The organism is Pseudomonas sp. B14-6 (genome assembly GCF_013260315.1).
In the GTDB taxonomy this organism is placed as follows: domain Bacteria; phylum Pseudomonadota; class Gammaproteobacteria; order Pseudomonadales; family Pseudomonadaceae; genus Aquipseudomonas; species Aquipseudomonas mandelii.
The window spans coordinates 916,491-931,624 of sequence record NZ_CP053929.1 but is presented as its reverse complement, the minus strand read 5'-3'; the positions used below and the strand labels follow the sequence as shown (position 1 = coordinate 931,624).

Genomic DNA, 15,134 nt, shown 5'->3' with positions numbered 1-15,134 from the left:
CCGGGCTTGATTCAGCAACAAAGAGTGTAGATCACGCGGCACTCACTCTCTGCACGGTATTGCCTGATCCTGACGGCGAACAGGATTCTTTTCGATCGTTTTGGCGTGATGGCCTAACCTCATAGGTTGAGCGACCCACCACAGAGTCGAGCACCCCCATGCGTAATGCATTGAAGTCAATGATGTTCGTCGTGCTCACGCTGCTTGCAACCAGTGACGGAGCGCTGTCGGCCGCCGACATACCGCCGGCTGCAGGTATTACATCGGGTACTTCGTCGTTAGTCATTTCTCAGAGTGATCTGCAAAACCTGCAAATCCGCCTTGACCGAATCAAGCAACAGATTTCGCTGGCCAATAACCTCACCCAGATGGTCGGCCTGCAAGATGCTGTTCAGTCGTTTATCAACGACGTGGATAGCCTGCAGTCATCCCTGCTGCCCGAACAGAAGCAACTGCAAGCCCAACTTGATGTTTTGGGCCCGGTATCACTCGACGATGTAGAGTCAGAGAAATCGGATATCGCGACGCAAAGAGCCTATCTCTCCGAGCAAAAGACCAAAGTCGATTCCAGCCTCAAAACCCTGACAGCACTCAGAAACAATGCTGCCGGTCTCCTTATTCAAATCGCCGGCATTCGCCGCAACCTGCTGGAATCCGAAGTCACGCTGCGCAGCGGCAGTATCCTGGGGCCGGGGTTCTGGGCGCCATTGTTCAGTCCGCTGAAGGAGGACCGCCAGCGGCTGAGCGAATTCATCCAGCAGGCTTCCAGCGCAATCAAGGCCGCCTGGCAACCCGGCGAACGCCTGTTCACCATCGCATTGATCGTGCTGGCCCTGGGTGTTTGGTCCTGGGGCCGAAGAATCGCGGAGCGCGGGCTGACCTGGGTGTGTATTCATCGAATGCCGGAAGGACGTTTGCGTCGAAGCTCGCTCGCACTGGCCTCTGTCGTGGCCACGCTGCTGACCACGGCTTTTGCAATGCAACTGCTGTTTTATGCGCTCACCCGGCAATTGCCGTTGTCGCCTTTGATTCAGAACTTTGCCGATGAATTCGAAAAAATCATCTATGTGTGCATCCTGATTACCGGTCTGAGCCGGGCGCTGCTGTCGACCCGACATCCTTCCTGGCGGCTGCCGGCCATCTCCGATCCCGTGGCACTGGCAATTCAGCCCTTCCCCAGGATACTGGCCGTCACACTGCTGATTCTGGTCAGCCTGGCACAAATCACCAACGTCACCGGCATGAGCCCGCCGGCCATTCTGTTTGGCCGCGGTTTGATCGCGCTGGTGGTCACGCTGATTATCGGCACGTTGTTCCGGCGAGCCAGCAGAGTCCGCAGAGCCGTTGCGGCTACCGGGGAAGCGCCCGAATCGAGTACCACCCTTGCCGGCCTGATTTATTCGTTGGCCGGTTTTGCGACGGTGGTATCGCTGATTGCGCTGCTGATCGGCTACATCTCCCTGGCACGGTTCATTACGTACCAACTGGTCTGGGGTTTTATCATCCTGTCGGGCTTCTACTTGCTGACGCAATTGTTCAGAGACAGCTGTGAGTACCTGTTTTCACCCAAGAGTCCAAGCGGCAAGGCGCTCAAACAATTGCTCGGAATCGGCGATGTACGCCTTGAGCAAGCGTCGATCATTCTGTCCGGTGTCGGTCGCGCCGGTTTAATGCTGCTGGCGGTCATTTCACTGTTTGTCGGTGGCGTCGGCACGACGCTGGGACAACTGTTTACCCAGACGTTCGCCATCCTCGGCGGCGATGGCCTGCGCAAACTCAATATCATCCCGGGCCATTTGCTGAATGCGCTACTGGCCCTGTTCATCGGCATCTACCTGATTCGCGCACTGCGCCGATGGCTGGATAACGAGTTCCTGCCCAAGACCGACATGGACCCCGGCATGTGTGCCTCGCTCAGCACACTGTTCTCCAATATCGGTTACGCCCTGGTGATACTGCTGACCTTGTCATCCCTGGGCATCGAGTGGACCAACCTGGCGTGGATTGTCAGCGCCCTGTCGGTGGGGATCGGCTTCGGCTTGCAGGAAATCGTCAAAAACTTCGTCTCCGGGCTGATTCTGCTGACCGAGCGCCCGGTCAAGGTCGGCGACCTGATCAGCATCAGTGGCGTCGAAGGCGACATCCGCCGCATCAACGTCAGGGCCACCGAAATACAACTCAGTGACCGCTCGATCGTCATCGTGCCCAACTCACAACTGATCTCGCAGAACCTGCGCAACGTCACCCTTGGCGGCAGCGCACAAGGGGTGGCGACACTGGAGCTGATGTTCCCGCTGGACATCGATCCGGAGCAAGTTCAAAACCTGCTGTACGACACGTACCGCGAGAACGAAACCATCCTCGACAAACCGGCTACCTTCGTCCGGTTCAGCAAACTGACCCCCGAAGGCATCACGCTGACGGTCACGGGCTACGTCAGCAGCCCGAGAATCGTCGGCACGACTAAAAGCGATTTGTTGTTTGAAATTCTCAAGCGATTGGGTGCGGCCGGGATTGAACTGGCGAAACCTGCATCGACGGTTTGAACAAAAAACCGGTCGTTCAGCCAGTCACTGCGCCCTCTCGGCGAGGCTGAACTTGCGAATCAGGTCCTGCTCGGGCGAATGCGCTTGAGCGTTTCACTCGGCAGTTCCTTGAACAGCGCCCGGTAACTGCTGGAAAACCGCCCCAGATGCCAGAACGACCAATTCATCGCCACTTCGGCAACGGTGGTGTCATTCGGTGTTCGCGCGAGCAATTCGCGGTGGGCGCTGTTGAGGCGGCGCAGGCGCAGCCAATGGGTGGGCGTCATCCCGGTGAAGGCCTTGAACGCGTGCTGCAACTGCCGCAGTGAAACCCCGGCCACCTGGGAGAGCTCCAGCAGGTTGAGGGTTTCTTCCGGTGAGTCGGCGGCCCATTCGCCGATGCGTTTCATCACTGCGCGTTCTTCGGTGCGGCGCTGCAGGCCGCCGTGATCGAGGCACACACAGGCGTTGTCGAGGATGTACAGGCAGTCTTCGAGCAGTTGCTGGGTCAGCGCTTCTTTGCTCGGCGGGTCGAGCGTTTCGGCGAGGCGGGTCAAGGTGCCGCTCAACCAGCGGCTGAACAAGGCGTTCTGCCCCGAGTTCAGCGGCGACATGAACAAGCCTTCCAGCCGCGCAACATTCAAACCGTGACGCTGCACGAACTCCGGACCAAACACCACGGCGACTTCCTGGTAGTTCTCCGGGGTGATCCAGATGTTGCGGCTTTCGCCATTCAACACATACAGCGCGTTGTCGCTGCGATCGAAACAGAACGCCAGCGAACCCTCGGGCGCGCTGAAATTCTGTTCGACCCGGGTGTTCATCTGCTCTTCGTAAATCTCCACGCCTTGCAGGTCCAGGTAGCGCACACGCCCGGCGAAATGCCCCGGCGACATTTGCTGGTAATGCTGGACCCAACCCGGCGTGGCGCGGATTTGCGCAGCGACATCGTCGGTGTTGAACGCTTGAACCTGTATTGGACTGGACGCTGACATGAATGACCTTACGCACTCGTTTGGTGCGTTTTGGTGCTGCTGAAAGTGGATAGATGGAACCGCAAGGCTCGCCCAAGATAGTCGTCAACGCGTCTCAGGGGAAGTGTGCGGTGGATGAAACCGTCCTCCCCGACGTTAAAAAAAACCAATAACGAGGTCTTTATGAATGCCCCTTTCGATCAGCTCCTCACGTGGCTGAAAGATCACAAGATTACCGAAGTCGAGTGTGTGGTCAGTGACTTGACCGGCATTGCACGCGGCAAAATCGCACCCACCAACAAGTTCCTGCATGAGCGAGGCATGCGCCTGCCGGAAAGTGTGCTTTTGCAAACGGTAACCGGGGACTTTGTCGACGACGACATCTACTACGACCTGCTCGACCCGGCCGACATCGACATGGTCTGCAAGCCCGTCGCCGACGCGGTGTATGTGATTCCATGGGCCATCGAGCCGACCGCCATCGTGATCCACGACACCTTCGACAAGTTCGGCAACCCGATCGAACTATCGCCGCGCAACGTGCTGAAGAAAGTGCTGCAGCTGTACACCGACAAAGGCTGGCGGCCGATTGTCGCGCCGGAAATGGAGTTCTACCTGACCCAGCGCTGTGAAGACCCGGACTTGCCGCTCAAGGCGCCGCTGGGCCGTTCGGGCCGTGCGGAAAGCGGTCGTCAGTCGTTTTCCATCGACGCCGCGAACGAATTCGATCCGCTGTTCGAAGACGTCTACGACTGGTGCGAACTGCAAGGCCTGGACCTCGACACACTGATCCACGAAGACGGCCCGGCGCAGATGGAAATCAACTTCCGTCATGGCGATGCGCTGGACCTGGCCGACCAGATCACTGTGTTCAAACGCACCATGCGTGAGGCGGCGCTCAAGCACAACGTCGCGGCGACGTTCATGGCCAAGCCGATTGGCGACGAGCCCGGCAGCGCCATGCACATCCACCAGAGCGTAGTCGACATTGCCACCGGTCAGCCGATCTTCGCCAATGCCGACGGCACGATGAGCGAGCTTTTCCTGCACCACATCGGCGGTCTGCAAAAGTACATCCCCAAAGTGCTGCCGATGTTCGCGCCCAACGTCAACTCGTTCCGCCGCTTCCTGCCGGACACCTCGGCCCCGGTCAACGTTGAATGGGGCGAAGAAAACCGCACCGTCGGCCTGCGAGTGCCGACCTCGACGCCAGATTCGATGCGCGTGGAGAACCGCTTGCCGGGGGCTGACGCCAACCCGTACCTGGCGATCGCGGCCAGTTTGTTGTGCGGTTATCTGGGCATGGTTGAACGCGTCGAACCGAGTGCGGCGGTGCAAGGTCGAGCCTACGAGCGCCGCAACCTGCGCCTGCCGATCACCATCGAGGATGCGCTGACGCAGATGGAAGAGAGCGAAACCATCGGACGGTATCTGGGCGACAAATTCGTGCGCGGTTACGTGGCAGTCAAGCGTGCCGAACACGAGAATTTCAAGCGAGTGATCAGTTCCTGGGAGCGTGAGTTCTTGATGCTTAGCGTCTGAAAACCACGCGAGATCACGCGCCCCCCTGTAGGAGCGAGGCTTGCCCGCGAAGAGGCCGGTCCGTTCAACATCATCGTTGACAGTCAGGCCTCCTTCGCGGGCAAGCCTCGCTCCTACACAGTCTAATAACTAAAGAGGTGTCGAATGCGTCTATTGAAATCCATGGTGCCGGCCGCGCTTGCCGTGCTGTTCAGTGCCGTTGCCCAGGCTCAACCCACCGTCAGCGTCTACAACTGGACCGATTACATCGGCGAAACCACCCTCGCCGACTTCCAGGCCAAATCCGGGATCAAGGTGATCTACGACGTCTTCGATTCCAACGAAACCCTGGAGGGCAAGTTGCTCGCCGGGCGTACCGGGTATGACGTGGTCGTGCCGTCCAACCACTTCCTCGCCCGTCAGGTGAAGGCCGGGGCGTTCCTCAAGCTGGACCGTGCGCAGTTGCCCAACTTCAAGAACCTCGACCCGAAATTGTTGGCGCTGCTGGAGAAAAACGATCCGGGTAACGAGCATTCCGTGCCGTACCTGTGGGGCACCAACGGCATCGGCTACAACGTCGACAAGGTCAAGCAAGTGCTCGGCATCGACCGCATCGATTCCTGGGAAGTGCTGTTCGAACCGGAAAACATCAAGAAACTCAGCCAGTGCGGCGTATCGATGATGGACTCGGCCGATGAAGTGTTCCCGGCGATTCTCAATTACATGGGCATGGACCCGCGCAGCGAGAACCCTGAAGACTTCAAAAAAGCCGAAGCCAAACTGTTGAGCATCCGGCCTTACATCACCTATTTCCACTCCTCCAAATACGTATCGGACCTGGCAAACGGCGACATCTGCGTTGCCTTCGGCTATTCCGGTGACGTGTTCCAGGCCGCCAACCGGGCCAAGGAAGCCAAGAACGGCGTGAACATCGCCTACGCCATTCCGAAGGAAGGCAGTAACTTGTGGTTTGACCTGTTGGCGATTCCTGCCGATGCCAGCAACCCGAAAGAAGCCCATGCCTTCATCAACTACCTTCTGGACCCGCAAGTGATTGCCAAGGTCAGCGCCTCGGTCGGCTATGCCAACCCGAACCCCGCCGCCAAGGAATACATGGACGCGGAGCTGGTGAACAACCCTGAGGTTTACCCACCTCAGGCAGTCCTCGACAAACTCTACATTTCGACCACCCCGCCCCAGGCGATCATGCGACTGATGACCCGTTCCTGGAGCAAAGTGAAGTCCAACAAATGAATAACGAACACGCACATTCCTACTACGCGGCCACCGCCAAAGGCCTGACGCCCTGCCCCACGCTGGCCTCGGACCTTGTGGCCGATGTCTGCGTGATCGGCGGCGGTTTTACCGGCGTCAACACCGCGATCGAGCTGGCTCAGCGCGGGCTCTCGGTGATTGTGCTGGAGGGCCGGCGGATTGGCTGGGGCGCCAGCGGGCGCAATGGCGGGCAGTTGATCCGCGGAATCGGCCATGACGTCAGCGGTTTCACCCGGTACGTCGGTGAGGACGGGGTGGGCTATCTGGAGCGCGCGGGGATCGAATCGGTGGAACTGGTGGGCAATCGCATCCGTGAACACGGGATTGAGTGCGACCTGCGCTGGGGGTTCTGCGAGCTGGCCAACACCAAGGCGCAATTCGCGGTGTTCAAGGCGGAGCGGGACAGTCTGGCCGAATCAGGTTACGCCCACGAAACCCGTCTGGTCGGGCCGGAGCAGATCCGTGAGCAAGTGGTGGACTCAAGCGTCTATGCCGGTGGTCTGGTCGACATGGGTTCGGGCCATTTGCATCCGCTCAATCTGGTGCTGGGCGAAGCAAGGCTGGCGCAATCCCTTGGGGTGCAGGTCTTCGAGCAGAGCCCGGTTCTGGAGTTGATCCATGGCAGCACGGTGCAGGTTCGCTGTGCCGGTGGCACGGTACGCGCGGGAAGTCTGGTGCTGGCCTGCAACGCGCACCTTGAAGAACTCGAACCGAAGCTCAGCGGCAAGGTGCTCCCGGCCGGCAGCTACATCATTGCCACCGAGCCGTTGGCACCTGAGGTTGCCGCGCAGTTGATCCCGCAGAACCTGGCGTTGTGCGACCAGAAAGTCGGCCTGGATTACTACCGGCTCTCGGCGGACCGGCGCTTGCTGTTCGGCGGCGCCTGCCATTATTCCGGGCGCGATCCGGCTGACATCACGGCGTACATGCGCCCGCAGATGCTCAAAGTCTTCCCGCAATTGCGCGATGTGCGCATCGACTATCAATGGGGCGGCCGGATCGGCATCTCCGCCAATCGCTTCCCGCAAGTTGGCCGCTTGAGTCAGCACCCGAATGTGTTTTATGCCCAGGGTTACTCGGGGCATGGGCTGAACGTCACGCATTGGTGCGCGAAGCTGTTGGGTGAAGCGATCCATGCCGGGCACAGTCGAGGGTTCGACGTGTTCAGCGCCGTGCCGCACATGACCTTTCCCGGCGGGCCGATGCTGCGCTCGCCGTTGCTGGCGCTTGGGATGTTCTGGTATCGACTGCGCGAACTGGTTGGCTGACAGGCCGCTATCGCGAGCAGGCTCACTCCCACAGGGGATTTTCGGCGGACACAGCATTTGTGAACGACGACGATCCCTGTGGGAGTGAGCCTGCTCGCGATAAACGATAACGCGGTCAATCAGTTGTTTAGGCCTTTCGATTTGCTCAATCGCAAGGCACTTCTATATTGAGGAGGTGCTCTGACTTTCCTGCGTCCTGGCGAGTGCGGCCAATGGCTACGACTGACCAACTGATCATCTGCGAGCACTGCGACTGCGTGTATGAAAAAGTCACGCTCGCCAAACATCAAAAAACCCTGTGCACACGCTGCGGCGGTGTGCTCCAGCGCTATAACGGCCTGACGGTGGAACAACGCCTGGCGTTGACCTGGACGGCGTTGATGCTATGGATTTTCGCCAATTTCTACCCGGTCATGAGCATCAGCCTCAAAGGCCTGAAAAACAGCGCAACCCTCTGGGACTCGGTGCTGGCCCTGAGCCTGGGGCCGATCACCTTCATTGCCATGGTGGCGGCGATCGCGATGATCATCGCGCCGATTTTCCAGCTGTTGCTGCTGATCTGGGTGCTGAGCTATGCCCTCGCCTCCCGGCGCTCACCCGGTTTCAGCTTCTGCATGCGCTGGCTGGAAACCCTGCGGCCCTGGAGCATGCTCGAAGTCTGTCTGCTGGGGGCCATGGTTGCGGTGATCAAGCTCGCCGGGTTGCTGGATGTGCTGCCCGGCATCGGTCTGTTTGCCCTGGCCGTGCTCAGCCTGATGATGATCCGCATCGCCGGGCGCGATATCCGTGAGCTGTGGGACATTCTATGACAACGCCTCCGGTCGCCAGCGAACTCAACCTCTGCCTGTGCCACAGCTGCGGACTGGCCTGCGACATGACAGGTGAACCGCACCAATGCGAGCGCTGCGGCGCGCCGTTGCATCGGCGCAAAACCAACTCGCTGACCCGCACCTGGGCCTACCTGCTGACCTCATTGGTGTTTTACGTCCCGGCCAATCTGCTGCCGGTGATGAATACGAAGATGGTCGGTAACGGTGCTGACAGCACGATCATGGGCGGCGTGCTGGATTTCTGGCAGCACGGTGCCTGGGACATCGCCCTGATCATTTTTATCGCCAGCATCGCGGTGCCGGGCGTCAAGTTCGTCGCGTTAATGCTGCTGCTGATTACGGTGCATCGCAACAGCCTATGGGCGCGCAAGGAACGATCGACGTTATACCGCTTCGTCGAGCTCATCGGTTATTGGTCCATGCTCGACGTGATCGTGGTGGCCCTGGTGGCCTCACTGGTGAAGTTTCAAGCCCTGGCCGATATCGAACCGCGTCCGGGCATTCTGTTTTTCGGACTGGTGGTGGTGTTCACCATGCTGTCAGCGATGAGTTTCGACCCGCGTCTGATCTGGGATAACGAGCAGGATAAAAACTCACACACCGAGGAGGACATGGATGAAGTCGCAAGCCACTGACGGGCCGCAAGCCCCTGGCCAGGCCCCAATCAAGACTCGTCGTTTCAGCGTTTCGCTGGTCTGGATCGTGCCAATCGTCGCAGTACTGGTGGGCATTTCCCTGGTGGTCCACAGCATGATGCAGGAAGGCCCGACCATCACGGTCACGTTCAAGACCGGCAGCGGCCTGACTGCCAACAAGACCGAGGTCAAATACCGCAATGTGGTGATCGGACAGGTCTCGGACGTGGAACTGAGCAGCGACCAGAAGAGTGTCAACGCCACGATCAAACTGGCCAAACAGGCGGAAAGCTTCACCCGTGAAGACTCACAGTTCTGGGTGGTGCGTCCGCGTATCGGTGCCGGCGGCGTGTCGGGCATCGATACCCTGTTCTCCGGTGACTACATCGGCGCGGATATCGGCCAGTCCAACACCCGTTCGAAACACTTCAAAGGCCAGGAAAACCCGCCAGCGATTACCTATGGCGAACCGGGCAAACGCTTTACCTTGCACACCCAGGACCTCGGATCGCTGGACATCGGCTCGCCGGTCTATTACCGAAAAATTCCGGTCGGCCAGGTGGTAGCCTATGCGCTGGACCCTGACGGCAACGGTGTGAACATCGACTTGTTCATTCACGCGCCCAACGATGCCTATGTCACCGAAAACACCCGGTTCTGGAACGCCAGCGGTATTGATGTCAGCGTCGGCGCCAATGGCTTCGCGGTGAAGACCGAGTCATTGTCATCGCTGCTGGTTGGCGGCATCGCCTTCCGCGCGCCGGAGTACAGCCCCAACGATAAACCGGCGGCCGAAGAGTATGCCTATGAACTGTTCCCCGACCAGCAAACCGCCCTCGCCCCGCCCAGTGGCAAGGGCCAATACTTGAGCCTGCGTTTCGACCAGGCCCTGCGTGGCCTCAAAGTCGATGCACCGGTGGAATTCCTCGGCGTGGAGTTCGGCAAAGTGGTGTCGATCAATCTGGATTTCGATGCGAAAAAGCGCAGCTTCCCGGTCAACGTTGGCATCGTGATCTACCCGCAGCGCCTGGGTTCGGCCCATACCAAAATGCTCAAGGCGCTCAATCATGATCCCAATGATGAAGCCGCAGCCGTGCGCTTGATGGGTTCCTTTATCGAGAACGGTCTGCGCGCCCAGGCACGCAGCGGCAATCTGCTGACCGGCCAGCTGTACATCTCACTGGATTTCTACCCCAAGGCCGAGAAAGTCGCGTTCGATCCAAGCGCCCGTCCGGTCAGTATTCCGACCATTCCCGGCAGCCTCGAACAGTTGCAGGAAAAACTCGAAGGCATGGTCAACAAGATCAACCAACTGCCGATCGAGCGAATTGCCGGCAATCTGGACAGTAACCTCGTCGAACTGCGCAAAGGCCTCGCCCAATTCAACGCCAAGACGCTGCCGGGCGTGCAAACCACCCTGGCCGACGTCAGCAAGACCCTGCAATCGGCCAGTTCGACGCTCGCCGAAGATTCGCCGCAGCGGGAACAGCTGACCCAGACCCTGGACGAACTCGGACGCATGTCGCGCTCCTTGCGTGAGCTCTCGGATTACCTGGGACGCCATCCGGAATCGCTGATTCGCGGCCGCCCCAACAACGCCGCACCGATGGATCTGCAGGCGCCACCGCGCAACTGACCACAGGAGCAACACCATGGCTTTTTCGCTGAAGATCACCTTGGTCACCGCGCTGTTACTGCTCACCGCTTGCCGCAGTGACCCGATTCAGTTTCACACCCTGATTCCGGCGCAATTGGGTAATCAATCCAGAGGCGGTACCTCGGAGATCGAGATTGAAAGCATCAGCGTGCCGCCCCAGGTCGATCGTCCGCAGATCGTGATCCGCCAGGGCAACAGCGGCCTGGCGATACTCGAAACCGAATGGTGGGCCGCGAGCTTGGTGGATGAATTGCGCAGCGCCATGGTTGACCAACTGCTCAACAGCCATTCACAACGCAAAATGTCACTGCGCCTGGATGTGCAGCGCTTCGACTCGATTCCAGGGCAATACGCGCTGATCGACGTCAAATGGCGCCTGCGCAGCCTTGGCGACAGTGATAACACGCTGATTACTTGCCGCAGCACGTTGCAGTCACCTTCCGGCCCCAGCATTGATGAGTTGGTGGTGGCGCATCAGAACAACGTCAAGCGTCTGGCCGCTGCGATTAATCAGGCGGCCGGCGGAACTTCGAAAGGCTGCCCATCGAGCCAGTGATCACACCGTTTGATTCAGACCCATCGGGCAAGGGGTCGAGGTGCTGCTAATCTGAATGTAAATGACATGTATTAACGGTTTCTTTGACGTTTTTTTCTCATTTTGAGCTCTACATTCCCTGCGATTCAAACATGCAAATGGTTCGCATTGATTGATCCGCGAATGGACGTGCATGCCTTCCAAAAGAACAGGAGCTGCCGACAGAATGTTCACCCCTACCCCTTCCTTCCTCAAAGCGGCCTTGCTGGCCACTGCCCTGCTCGGCGCCACACAGGTGTTTGCAGCGGATGACGGCATTGTGGTCTACAACGCGCAGCACGAAAGCCTGACCAAAGCCTGGGTCGAGGGCTTCACCAAGGAAACCGGCATCAAGGTCACCGTGCGCAATGGTGACGATACCGAGATGGGCAATCAGATCGTGCAGGAAGGCGCCGCGTCCCCGGCCGATGTGTTCCTGACCGAGAACTCCCCAGCGATGGTGCTGGTGGACAACGCCGGCCTGTTTGCGCCGGTTGCCCCGACAACGCTGGAGCAAGTCGAGGCGGCTTACCGTCCGGCCCATGGCAAATGGGTCGGGATTGCCGCGCGCTCAACCGTGTTTGTCTATAACCCTGCGAAGCTGCCCGAGGCCGACTTGCCGAAATCACTGATGGACCTCGCGGGTCCGGCGTGGAAAGGTCGTTGGGGCGCTTCTCCGGCCGGTGCCGACTTCCAGGCAATCGTCGCCGCAGTGCTGGAACTCAAGGGTGAAGCCGCAACGCTGGAATGGCTCAAAGGGATGAAAAGCAACGTTACGGCCTATCGCGGTAACAGCGCCGTGCTCAAGGCGGTGAATGCCGGGCAGATCGACAGCGGCGTGATCTATCACTATTACAGCTTCGGCGATCAAGCCAAGACCGGCGAAAACAGCAACAACACGGCCCTGCACTACTTCAAGCACAAGGACCCGGGGGCCTTTGTCAGCGTCTCGGGGGGCGGCGTATTGGCGTCCAGCAAGCACAAGGAACAAGCCCAGGCGTTGCTCAAATGGATCACCGGCAAGGACGGCCAGGACATCCTCAAGACTGGCAAGTCGTTCGAATACGCCGTGGGCAAAAACGCCCCATCCAATCCGAAACTGGTGCCTTTGTCGCAACTCGACGCCCCGGTGGTCGATGCGTCGAAACTCGACAGCAAAAAAGCCGTGGACCTGATGACTCAGGCGGGGCTGCTCTAATTGATCCCTGAATCCCTGCCAACCGGTATCCCTGCGGCGATACCCGTCAACCTGCGACGACGCACCCGTGGCGTCTTCGCCGGTCGCGGTGGCGCCTGGGTAATCGGTTTGTCGGTGCTGGTGTCGTTGCTGGCACTGATGCCGATTGCCTTCGTCATCGGCGTGTCGATACAAACCGGCTGGGCAACGCTGGTGCCGCTGGTGTTCCGGCCTCGGGTCGGCGAGTTACTGATCAACACCGTGTTGCTGGTGGTGATCACGATTCCGTTGTGCATCAGCCTGGGCCTGGCCCTGGCCTGGTTGACGGAGCGCACCAACCTGCCCGGGCGACGTGGCTGGTCGTTGCTGGCGATCGCGCCGCTGGCGGTGCCGGCCTTCGTGCACAGCTATGCCTGGGTCAGCCTGGTACCACCGATTCACGGCCTGTTTGCCGGGGTTCTGGTCTCGGTGATCGCCTACTTCCCGTTCCTGTACTTGCCGATTGCAGCGACGTTGCGCCGGCTCGACCCGGCGATCGAAGACGTGGCCGAATCCCTGGGGCTCAAGCCCTGGGCGATCTTTTTCCGGGTGGTGTTGCCGCAACTGCGCCTGGCCATCTGTGGCGGTGCGTTGCTCGTGGGCCTGCACCTGCTGGCCGAATATGGCCTGTACGCGATGATCCGCTTCGACACCTTCACCACGGCGATCTTCGATCAGTTCAAATCCACCTTCAACGGCCCCGCTGCCCACATGCTGGCCAGCGTGCTCGCCCTGTGTTGCCTGGTGATGCTGACCGCCGAATCGGCCGCTCGCGGTACGGCGCGTTACGCCCGGGTCGGTTCCGGCAGCGCGCGTGAACAACGGGTGGTGCGCCTGGACGCTCAAGCCACGGTGCTGGGGTTGATGCTGCAAATCACCACCTGCGCCCTGGCCTTGGGTGTGCCGCTGATCACCTTGGGCAAATGGCTGATCGCGGGCGGCCCGCAAGTCTGGGACTTGGCAGAGCTTGTGCCGGCGCTGGAACAAACCCTGCTGCTGGGGATTTGCGGCGCAGTCCTGACCACCTGCGCCGCCATCCCGATCGCCTGGCTGTCGATTCGCTCGCCGGGTCGGCTGCAGCGGTTGCTGGAAAGCTGCAATTACATCACCAGTTCATTGCCCGGCATCGTCGTGGCCCTGGCGTTGGTGACTATCACCATCCATTTCGCCCGACCGATCTACCAGACCACGATCACCGTCCTGTTGGCGTATCTGCTGATGTTTTTGCCCCGCGCCCTGGTGAGTTTGCGTGCGGGCATCGCGCAGGCACCGGTCGAACTGGAAAACATGGCGCGCAGCCTCGGCCGCTCGCCTGCGCGGGCACTGTGGCTGATCACCCTGCGCCTGGCCGCGCCCGGTGCCGCCGCCGGTGCCGCGCTGGTGTTTCTGGCGATCACCAATGAGCTGACCGCGACCCTGCTGCTCGCCCCCAACGGCACGCGCACCCTGGCCACCGGTTTCTGGGCCATGACCAGCGAAATCGACTATGCCGCCGCGGCGCCCTACGCCCTGCTGATGATTGTGCTGTCGCTTCCGTTGACCGCAATTCTTTATTACCAATCCAAACGAACGGCTGGACGATGAACGCTCTGGAACTGCACGCGATCTGCAAATATTACGGTTCTCAGCGAGCGCTGGAGAACGTCAGCTTGTCGGTGCCAAAAGGCAGCCGGACAGTCATCGTTGGCCCCTCGGGTTCCGGCAAAACCACGTTGCTGCGGATGATCGCCGGTTTCGAATTCCCGGACACGGGCAGTATTTCGCTCGACGGCCAGACACTCGTCGACGACACCCATGAAGTCCCGGCGCATCAGCGCTTGATCGGCTATGTCCCCCAGGACGGCGCGCTGTTCCCGCACATGACGGTGGCCGCCAATATCGGTTTCGGGCTGTCGACCAAAGGCGAGGCGAAGCACCAGCGAATCGCTGAGTTGATGGACAGCGTGGCCCTCGACTCGAGCATGGCCCAACGTTGGCCCCATGAGCTTTCCGGCGGTCAGCAACAGCGAGTGGCGCTGGCGCGTGCGTTGGCGCAGCAACCACGGCTGATGTTGCTGGATGAGCCGTTTTCGGCCCTTGATACCGGCCTGCGGGGCGAAATGCGCAAAATGGTCGCGCGATTGCTGTCCGACGCCGGCGTCACCACCATCCTGGTCACCCATGACCAGAGCGAAGCCTTGTCGTTCGCCGATCAGTTAGCGGTAATGCGTGACGGCCGGCTGGTGCAGTCGGGCCATCCGCTGGACCTTTACCGCTATCCCGACGACGAACAAACTGCGCTGTTTCTTGGAGATGCCGTGGTCATGCCCGCCAGGATCGAGGCCGGGTGGGCCCATTGCGATCTGGGCCGTATTCCGGTTAACAACCACCGTAATAACAATGCGGCGCAGATCATGCTGCGCCCCGAGCAGCTGCAACTGGTCAGCATCCAGCCCAGCCCGACCGAAGTCGCCGGGTGCCGCGCCGTGGTGACCGAGCGGGATTTCAGCGGCAACACCTGCACCTTGACCGTGGAGTTGCAGCCTGCCGTCGCCGGCGACCCGCACGGTCGATCACTGATGGTGCGCAGCTCTGGCCTGTACGCGCCGCCCGCTGGCAGCGAGGTTCACGTATCAACCATCGGCCATGCCCATGTGCTGAGTGAACCGTGAATCAAGTC

12 protein-coding genes are annotated in these 15,134 nt (G+C 60.0%); 11 read left to right on the top strand and 1 reads right to left on the bottom strand.

Annotation, left to right across the window (positions count from 1 at the left end; all coding sequences use genetic code 11):
• Positions 1-158 precede the first annotated feature (158 nt).
• Positions 159-2,546 (top strand): DUF3772 domain-containing protein, encoded by a 2,388-nt coding sequence (locus HP062_RS04240; protein WP_172790882.1) that lies wholly within the window; start codon positions 159-161, stop codon positions 2,544-2,546.
• A 59-nt stretch (positions 2,547-2,605) separates the two neighbouring features.
• Here HP062_RS04240 and HP062_RS04235 read toward each other — a convergent pair whose 3' ends face one another.
• Complete coding sequence (locus HP062_RS04235) at positions 2,606-3,520, bottom strand: helix-turn-helix domain-containing protein (RefSeq protein WP_010460092.1); 915 nt, start codon at positions 3,518-3,520, stop codon at positions 2,606-2,608.
• A gap of 162 nt (positions 3,521-3,682) precedes the next feature.
• Between HP062_RS04235 and HP062_RS04230 the strand changes: the two genes are divergently transcribed.
• The 10 genes from HP062_RS04230 (at position 3,683) to HP062_RS04185 (ending at position 15,126) form a co-directional block, all read left to right on the top strand.
• The gene (locus tag HP062_RS04230; RefSeq protein ID WP_145307202.1) at positions 3,683-5,041 is read left to right on the top strand and encodes a glutamine synthetase family protein; all 1,359 of its coding nucleotides are present in this window, start codon (positions 3,683-3,685) and stop codon (positions 5,039-5,041) included.
• Between the two features lie 144 nt (positions 5,042-5,185).
• Positions 5,186-6,274, top strand: a complete 1,089-nt coding sequence (locus HP062_RS04225) for a polyamine ABC transporter substrate-binding protein (RefSeq protein WP_010460089.1) — start codon at positions 5,186-5,188, stop codon at positions 6,272-6,274.
• Positions 6,271-7,563: an FAD-binding oxidoreductase gene (locus tag HP062_RS04220; RefSeq protein WP_172790881.1), complete on the top strand. Its 1,293-nt coding sequence runs from the start codon at positions 6,271-6,273 to the stop codon at positions 7,561-7,563. The genes HP062_RS04225 and HP062_RS04220 overlap by 4 nt, the downstream gene beginning before the upstream one ends.
• Before the next feature lie 212 nt (positions 7,564-7,775).
• Positions 7,776-8,372: a paraquat-inducible protein A gene (locus tag HP062_RS04215; RefSeq protein ID WP_010460085.1), complete on the top strand. Its 597-nt coding sequence runs from the start codon at positions 7,776-7,778 to the stop codon at positions 8,370-8,372.
• Positions 8,369-9,028, top strand: coding sequence for a paraquat-inducible protein A (locus tag HP062_RS04210; RefSeq protein ID WP_077748399.1), 660 nt, complete (start codon positions 8,369-8,371; stop codon positions 9,026-9,028). The genes HP062_RS04215 and HP062_RS04210 overlap by 4 nt, the downstream gene beginning before the upstream one ends.
• Positions 9,009-10,664 carry an intermembrane transport protein PqiB gene (locus tag HP062_RS04205; RefSeq protein WP_010460081.1) on the top strand — a complete coding sequence of 552 codons (1,656 nt, stop codon included), beginning with the start codon at positions 9,009-9,011 and terminating at the stop codon, positions 10,662-10,664. The genes HP062_RS04210 and HP062_RS04205 overlap by 20 nt, the downstream gene beginning before the upstream one ends.
• Before the next feature lie 16 nt (positions 10,665-10,680).
• The gene (locus HP062_RS04200) at positions 10,681-11,241 is read left to right on the top strand and encodes a membrane integrity-associated transporter subunit PqiC (RefSeq protein WP_083376798.1); all 561 of its coding nucleotides are present in this window, start codon (positions 10,681-10,683) and stop codon (positions 11,239-11,241) included.
• A gap of 205 nt (positions 11,242-11,446) precedes the next feature.
• The gene (locus HP062_RS04195) at positions 11,447-12,457 is read left to right on the top strand and encodes an iron ABC transporter substrate-binding protein (protein ID WP_154504613.1); all 1,011 of its coding nucleotides are present in this window, start codon (positions 11,447-11,449) and stop codon (positions 12,455-12,457) included.
• Between the two features lie 3 nt (positions 12,458-12,460).
• Positions 12,461-14,059: an ABC transporter permease gene (locus tag HP062_RS04190; RefSeq protein ID WP_372242834.1), complete on the top strand. Its 1,599-nt coding sequence runs from the start codon at positions 12,461-12,463 to the stop codon at positions 14,057-14,059.
• Entirely contained in the window at positions 14,056-15,126 is a 1,071-nt protein-coding gene (locus HP062_RS04185; protein WP_172790879.1) for an ABC transporter ATP-binding protein, read from the top strand. The genes HP062_RS04190 and HP062_RS04185 overlap by 4 nt, the downstream gene beginning before the upstream one ends.
• Positions 15,127-15,134 lie beyond the last annotated feature (8 nt).

Bases quoted from the DNA above. Each gene is read 5' to 3' on its own strand.
- HP062_RS04240 (WP_172790882.1), top strand. From the start codon at position 159: ATGCGTAATGCATTGAAGTCAATGATGTTCGTCGTGCTCACGCTGCTT.
- HP062_RS04235 (WP_010460092.1), bottom strand. From the start codon at position 3,520: ATGTCAGCGTCCAGTCCAATACAGGTTCAAGCGTTCAACACCGACGAT.
- HP062_RS04230 (WP_145307202.1), top strand. From the start codon at position 3,683: ATGAATGCCCCTTTCGATCAGCTCCTCACGTGGCTGAAAGATCACAAG.
- HP062_RS04225 (WP_010460089.1), top strand. From the start codon at position 5,186: ATGCGTCTATTGAAATCCATGGTGCCGGCCGCGCTTGCCGTGCTGTTC.
- HP062_RS04220 (WP_172790881.1), top strand. From the start codon at position 6,271: ATGAATAACGAACACGCACATTCCTACTACGCGGCCACCGCCAAAGGC.
- HP062_RS04215 (WP_010460085.1), top strand. From the start codon at position 7,776: ATGGCTACGACTGACCAACTGATCATCTGCGAGCACTGCGACTGCGTG.
- HP062_RS04210 (WP_077748399.1), top strand. From the start codon at position 8,369: ATGACAACGCCTCCGGTCGCCAGCGAACTCAACCTCTGCCTGTGCCAC.
- HP062_RS04205 (WP_010460081.1), top strand. From the start codon at position 9,009: ATGAAGTCGCAAGCCACTGACGGGCCGCAAGCCCCTGGCCAGGCCCCA.
- HP062_RS04200 (WP_083376798.1), top strand. From the start codon at position 10,681: ATGGCTTTTTCGCTGAAGATCACCTTGGTCACCGCGCTGTTACTGCTC.
- HP062_RS04195 (WP_154504613.1), top strand. From the start codon at position 11,447: ATGTTCACCCCTACCCCTTCCTTCCTCAAAGCGGCCTTGCTGGCCACT.
- HP062_RS04185 (WP_172790879.1), top strand. From the start codon at position 14,056: ATGAACGCTCTGGAACTGCACGCGATCTGCAAATATTACGGTTCTCAG.